This window comes from Bifidobacterium sp. M3-N-101, from assembly GCF_023656805.1.
Taxonomy (GTDB): Bacteria; Actinomycetota; Actinomycetes; order Actinomycetales; family Bifidobacteriaceae; genus Bifidobacterium; species Bifidobacterium breve.
This window is the reverse complement of record NZ_JAMOKQ010000008.1, coordinates 150114-157127: the sequence shown is the minus strand read 5'-3', so window position 1 is coordinate 157127 and position 7014 is coordinate 150114. Positions and strand designations below refer to the sequence as shown.

4 protein-coding genes, 1 rRNA gene and 1 pseudogene are annotated in these 7014 nt (G+C 54.6%); all 6 read left to right on the top strand.

The window, feature by feature from the left end; translation table 11 throughout:
- The first annotated feature begins 5 nt into the window (after positions 1–5).
- The 6 genes and pseudogenes from rrf to NBH12_RS08150 all read left to right on the top strand — a co-directional run bounded on the left by rrf (position 6) and on the right by NBH12_RS08150 (position 7014).
- Positions 6–122: ribosomal RNA gene (gene rrf / locus NBH12_RS08175) — 5S ribosomal RNA — on the top strand.
- Between the two features lie 143 nt (positions 123–265).
- Positions 266–741: pseudogene (locus NBH12_RS11155) on the top strand (FAD-dependent oxidoreductase); the annotation flags it as partial.
- 560 nt (positions 742–1301) lie between these two features.
- A complete protein-coding gene (locus NBH12_RS08165; RefSeq protein WP_052789772.1) occupies positions 1302–3011 on the top strand; it encodes an ABC transporter substrate-binding protein in 1710 nt (569 codons plus the stop codon).
- 159 nt (positions 3012–3170) lie between these two features.
- Positions 3171–4142 (top strand): ABC transporter permease, encoded by a 972-nt coding sequence (locus NBH12_RS08160; RefSeq protein WP_065465007.1) that lies wholly within the window; start codon positions 3171–3173, stop codon positions 4140–4142.
- 61 nt (positions 4143–4203) lie between these two features.
- Positions 4204–5091 carry an ABC transporter permease gene (locus tag NBH12_RS08155; RefSeq protein ID WP_164463545.1) on the top strand — a complete coding sequence of 296 codons (888 nt, stop codon included), beginning with the start codon at positions 4204–4206 and terminating at the stop codon, positions 5089–5091.
- Positions 5092–5094: 3 nt separating this feature from the next.
- Entirely contained in the window at positions 5095–7014 is a 1920-nt protein-coding gene (locus NBH12_RS08150) for an ABC transporter ATP-binding protein (RefSeq protein WP_250819354.1), read from the top strand.

Below are 7014 nucleotides of genomic sequence, written 5' to 3'. Positions count from 1 at the left end.
AGATTTGCGGCGGCCATGGCCCAGGTGAGACGCCCGGTCCCATTCCGAACCCGGAAGCTAAGGCCTGGCACGGCGATGGTACTGCACCCGACAGGGTGTGGGAGAGTAGCACGCCGCCGCATCAAATTTAAAATATGAGGACCCCGGTCGAGCCTGACGGCTCCCGGGGTCTTCTCATATCTGCAATCCTTTGCCGCATAATCGCAAATCTAAAACCTGTCTTGCTCCGCAATCACATGAGGGGAATAGCAGGAAGTATAACGAAATTCTCATCGCCACCGGTGCCAACCCACGCAAACTAGGGTTTGCAAACTAGGGTTTGAAGGGGAGTCCGAATACGCTGGTCGCGGTGTGGCCTACTGCGCCACCTGCGATGGCGAGTTCTTTGCCGGCAAGGAAGTACTGGTGGTCGGTGGAGGGTTCGCAGCAGCCGAGGAATCCGTGTTCCTGACCACATACGCCTCCAAAGTCACCGTTCTCGTGCGGGAGCAGGACTTCACTTGCGACGCCACGGTGGCCGCAGCAGCCAAAAACAATCCGAAAATCGACGTGCGTTACCAAGTCGAGTTGCAAGGCGTCACTGCTGGGCAAGGCGGTTTACGTGAAGCTTCGATCCTGAATCGGGCCACCGGCCGGACCGAAACATGGAAGCCTGCTGACGGTGGCACGTTCGGCGTGTTCGTGTTCGCGGGATATGTGCCCGCCACGGATCTGGTGCGTGGCGTGGTGGAGCTGGATGATACGCCGCTGTCCACGGAACTGCGGGGATTCATTGATGCGTTGGTCACGTTGTCTGGCGGCAAGCTGAAATCGACGGTGGTCGATGGCGAGTACAAGAAGGACGATACGGGCCGTGCGCGCCGAGGCCTACGATGTTGCGCACTTCCCTGAGCTTAGGGACCAGTATGGCGCGATGAGCGTGCCCTGCATCGTCATCACACGGGCCGATGGCACGCAGCGGGTCGAGTTCGGCAAGAAGAGCATCCCGCAGATGCTCGAATTGATCGGCGCGTAAACACGGCTCTGCGGACGTTTCAGAGCCGTGCGATACGGGTTGGGAAGCCCGTTGCGAAATCACCATCATGGAATCCTGTCTATCAGGAATCCTGATGACCTTCCATAAAAAACGGTGAGTACATACAGCGAGTGTTTACTTTCCGCCTTACGTACACTGTGCACAGATACATCGAGAAAGGGATTGTGGATGTATCTCAAGGTAAGGGATTCACGGTTCGGGGGATTGAAAGAGCACTGACATTCTTTCGGTGACACGAATCCCTGGTACAACGCAAGGAGGGATTATGCGTAAGCATCTTGTAGCTATGATCGCGGCGGCGGCATTGCTGTTGGTAGCTGGTTGTGGCGGCACGAGCGGCGGCAGTAATGCGGCATCCACGGAAACCATCGTTGACGGAAGCCTGAACAAGGTCGTGGTTAAGGGCGATCCAAGTAAAAGCCCCGCCAAGGCCAATGGTCGTAAGGACACATTCATCGCCACGATCAATTCGCCGAGCGGTGTGTTTTTGCCGGGGTTTAATGACAATGGCTGGGATGGCAACGCGCAACAGCCGATTTTCGCAAGTCTGGTGGTGACTGATGATTCAGGACAGTATATTCCTGACTTGGCCGAGAAATGGGATATCTCCAGTGATCAGCTCACGTACACTTTCCATCTGCGCGACAATCTGAAATTCTCGGACGGGTCGCCGCTGACCGCAGATGATGTGGCTTTCAGCCTGACGCTGCTCAATGATCCGGCTTACTCGGGCGGTAGTGATTTCTCTGACATCGGCATCAAAGGCGTTGATGCGTACAAGTCGGGCAAGGCCGATTCCATCTCCGGCATCCGGGTGATCGACGAGCGGACCATCACCATTGAGACCACGAAAGTGAATCCGCTGACATTGGGCGTTCTTGGCGGCCAGGTGCTGTCGAAGTCATATTACGGCAAGGACTACCAGCGCGGACACCTTGATTATCTGAAGGATCTGTACGGCAAGCCTTTGGGTGCCGGCCCCTACAAGCTGTCTAAATATGTGGATGGTCAGGAAGTGCGGTATGTTGCCAACAAATACTACTATGGCGGCGAGCCGAAAATCAGGAATCTGATTTTTAAGGTCACCTCCAAGGATACGGCGCTGTCTAACTTCCAGAACGGAGAGACTGACTTTGATGGTTTCAGCCCGGACAAGGATAATCTTGACGCACTGAAACAGCTTGGCTTCGCCAGTGTACGCGAAAGCACGGTGCCGGATATGAGTGAAATCTGGATCAATAATCTCAAGGCCCCGTTCAACGATAAGCGAGTCCGTCAAGCGTTGATCTATGGTCTCAACCGTCAGCAGATCATCAACGTGGCGTATAAGGGATTCGGTCAGGTGGCGAATGTGTATGCCGCTCCTACGCAATGGTCGTACACCGATAAGGGGGTCAACAAGTACAAGTTCGATCCGGACAAGGCGGGTAAGCTGCTTGACGAGGCTGGTTGGAAGACCGGCTCGGACGGGATCCGCGAAAAGGACGGCAAGAAGCTCACCGTCCGATACCTGACTTCCAAGGACACGGATGAGACGATCCCGATTGCTACGGAGAACTACAAAGCCATCGGCATTGACTTCCAGCCTGAAGTGCTCGATGGCGACACCATCGTCGAACGATGGACGCAGGGCGGCGATTGGGATTTGATCGGCGGATTCCGCACCAATGGTTTGTCGGATCCGAACGACGCGATTTCCGAATTCGTCTCGCACGACAAGTCCATCAACCTCACGGGCTACCACAATGAGGAAGCCGACAAGCTCGCCAAGGAAGGGCTGTCCACTCAGGATAAGACAAAACGCAAGGCCATCTATGCGGAGCTTTACAAGGTTCTGAACAATGATCCGCCCACCATTCCATTGAGCTATCGGCAGTCCATCGCGGCATGGAACACCCGTGTCAAGGGTGTTGAGAACTATTCGACCGGCAATAGCGATGCGGCGCTCGTCCTCGCAAAGCTTTCGATCGAATAGGCGGTCGGCTGCGTTTCGTGTCCAAAGCGTTGGATAACCGCTGATCGGCATGCATCGTCGTCATGGCCCCTTGCGTGGGTTGGCTTGGGGCCACAACGTTCTGCGGTGTTTGGATACGTCGCTGTGATTGTTGGCCATGTCTGAAAGGAAATACGGTTCATGTTGCGATATACGTTACGACGATTCGCCCAGATGGTATTCATGCTTTTCCTGCTTTCCATCCTGGTGTTTTTCCTCTTTGCGTTGATGCCCGGCGATTTCTTCTCGGGCAACAGGAAGCTGAAACCCGCCCGACTGGCTGAGCTGCGAGCATTATACGGACTTGATCAGCCCACCATCGTCCGCTACTTCATATGGCTGAAGAATGTCTTTCACGGTGACTTCGGATGGTCGTTGCAATACAATGAGCCGGTCACGCGCCTCCTGAAGACGTACATGATGAATTCCTTCATCGTCGCTTTGGCCGCTGTGGTCATTGCGTGGACCGTTGCCGTGGTCATTGGCGTGTTCTCCGCGACTCATCAATACTCTCTGGTCGATAAACTGGTCACTGTTGTCGTCTTCGCCTCATTGTCGTTCCCTTCTTTTTTCATTGGTCTGCTGGCTATCAAATTCTTTGCGGTCGATCTTCGTTGGCTGCCGACCGGAGGCATGGTCGATACGGGGTCGAACAGCACCGGTTTCGCGTATGTTCTTGAGGTATTGCGGCATATGATCATGCCGACACTACTATTGGCGTTCTTCTCAGCCGGTTCGTTGACCCGCTATTTCCGTTCCGGAATGTTGGATGTGCTGCGCATGGATTTTGTCCGTTGTGCGCGCGCCCGTGGCATCTCCGAGCGGTCGGTCGTTTTCGGCCATGCGTTGAGAAACGCCTTGTTGCCGGCTATCACGCTGCTTGCCTTCGAGATTCCCGGATTGTTCTCAGGCGCGATCATCACCGAACAGATATTCAATTGGCCGGGTATCGGCAGCATTCAGCTAACGGCCTTGAACGCGCGCGACTATGAGGTGCTGATGACTTGTACGCTTCTGCTGTCGTTTTTAACGATCCTGGCCAATTTCCTGGCCGACATCATGTATGCCGCTGCGGATCCACGTGTCCGGTTGGCGCAGAAAGTTCAGGATTGACATGAAACTACTTCGCAGTGAATCACGATCACGATCGCAGCGATCAGTCAATGGGGGAAAGATGCAGAATTCTGGCGTTCGTCCGTTATGGTATCGCAATCTTGTCCGGTTGATGCACACACGTGCCGCGGCCGTCAGCATCGCCACGCTGGTTCTCGTACTGGTGCTCAGTGTTCTGGGGCCTTTATTCAGTCCATACGGGCAAAACCAGTTGGATGTTCCCAATGCCGAACAGGGTCCTACTCTGGACCATCTGCTTGGCACGGATGATTATGGGCGAGATATCCTTACGCGATTGATGTATGCCGGTCGTATTTCCTTGACCATCGGATTGGCGTCCACGGTCCTTTCTGTGGTGCTTGGTGCCACGATCGGCATTGCGTCCGGTTATTTTGGCGGATGGATCGATGCCGTTATCATGCGTATGGCGGATTTGCTGATGTCGATTCCAAGTTTGCCTTTATTGATCATCATGGCCGCATTGCTCTCGGAGTTCAAGGTTCCTGCGAGTTCCCGCATCTATGTGGTGATGGTCATGTTGTCGATTATCGGCTGGCCGGGTATGTCGCGCATGATCCGCGGTGAAGTGCTTTCATTAAGGGAGCGTTTGTATATGAAAGCCACCGAGGCGTTGGGCCTGAGCACAAGGTCGAGGTTGCTCCATCATCTGCTGCCCAATGTACTGCCGCTGTTGATTGTGCAGACCACGTTAAGCGTCGCCGGCGGCATTCTCATGGAATCCACATTGAGCTTTCTGGGTCTTGGAGTCGTGCCGCCGAATGCGTCGTGGGGAAATATGATGGCGGCGGCTTCCAACCTCATGGACTTTCAGAAACGTCCATGGCTTTGGATCCCGCCAGGGGTCGCCGTATTCGTTACGGTGGTGGCCATCAATGTCCTGGGTGATCGGCTACGCGACATCTACGATCCGAAGAATGAGAGGGCGTGAGACATGGCTATTGTTTACGATACGAGAAATGGTTCGGATACGCATGAGCCGTTGCTGCGCGTGCGTGATCTGTGTGTTGACTTTCCTCTGGAAGGAGGAGAGGTTCGCCATGCAGTCAATGATGTGAGCTTCGATGTTCCTCATGGTTCGGTGACGTGCTTGGTGGGTGAGTCCGGCTCCGGAAAATCCGTCACCGCCATGTCCACGATTGATCTGGTGGATGAGCCTGGACGAATTGTGGGTGGAACCATCACCTTTGATGGTCACGACGTGTTATCGCTCAACCATAAGAATCTTGAGCGGCTGCGTGGTGAAGGAATCTCCATGATCTTTCAAGAGCCCATGCATTCATTGAATCCAGTGCTGCGCGTAGGCAAGCAGCTTAGCGAGACCATACAGGTGCATAGCGGTGCTTCCAGGGAATCTGCCTGGAAGCGTTCCATGCAATGGCTGAAGCGTGTGGGATTACCGAATCCCGAGCGCGTCATGAACATGTACCCGCACGAATTATCGGGAGGCATGGCCCAGCGTGTGATGATTGCAATCGCTTTGTGCTGTGGGCCGAAACTACTGATTGCCGATGAACCTACGACTGCGCTCGATGTGACCATCCAGGCTCAGATCATTCATCTGCTGTTGAAACTGAAGGAGGAGATAGGCCTTTCCATCCTCTTCATTACGCATGATTTTGGCGTGGTTGCGGAAGTGGCGGATTACGTTGTGGTGATGTATGAGGGCAGGGTCGTGGAACACGGCGATGTGTATGGTATCTTCGACCATCCGCAGCATCCGTATACCAAGGCATTGCTGGAAACTCGTCCGATGATCGGCGAGCGTCGTCATCGCCTGCCCACGGTCCGTGATCTGGCGCCTCGGTTCTCGGCGTTGTCTGGTGGGAATCCCTTGGCTGTGCTCGATGATGCTCCGGTGCCCGAGGACGGAGAATGGAATCATGGGCGCAATGATTCCCGCGAAAGCCCGCCAGTGTTGACGAAGCCGGATGAGCCTTTGGTGGAGGTCAAACATCTTAAGAAATACTTCGTGTCGCAAGAAGGTTTCTTCTCTCGCACTACCCATACAGTGCGTGGCGTCAATGACGTCAGTTTCGAGATATTTCCCGGAGAGGCAGTGGGCTTGGTGGGAGAATCAGGCTCGGGTAAGACGACTTTGGGACAGACCGTCCTCCGACTGCAGAACAAGACTGGCGGGGAAGTCAGGTTTCGAGGACGGAATATATTCGATCTGGACCGCGATAGTCTGCGTGATCTGCGCCCGCAGATGCAGTACATCTTCCAGGATCCATATAGTTCCCTGAATCCTCGTCTACCCATCATCACGGCGATTGGCGAGCCGATGCTCGAGCATGGGCTCGCCGACGAGACGAACGTGCGTGATCGGGTGGCGGATGTATTGCGGCTATGCGGCATGGATGCCGATGCCTTGGATCGATATCCACATGAGTTCTCGGGCGGTCAGCGGCAGCGTATCGGCATTGCTCGGGCGATGGGTTTGAAGCCGGATTTCGTGGTGGCCGATGAACCTGTGGCTTCACTGGATGTATCCGTGCAGGCGCAGATCATCAATCTTTTCAGTGATCTGCAGGAGCGGCGAGGCACGACTTTCATGTTCATCTCGCATGATCTCAGTGTTGTGGAGCATTTGTGCTCACGGCTGATGATCATGTATCTGGGTGTGATTGTGGAAGTCGGAAGTCGAGAGGAGATCTTCTCCAATCCGATACACCCTTATACGAAGGAGCTTTTGGATGCGATTCCTGCAGCGAATCCGAAGGGGAGGCATGCTCTGCGGAAGTCGGATTCCGAACCCTTTGCGGTTCGAAGATCGTATGCGCATGACATTCGTGACGGGCAGGTACCGGAGTTACGCAAGGTCAATGAGCATCATTGGGTGGCTTGGAGCTGA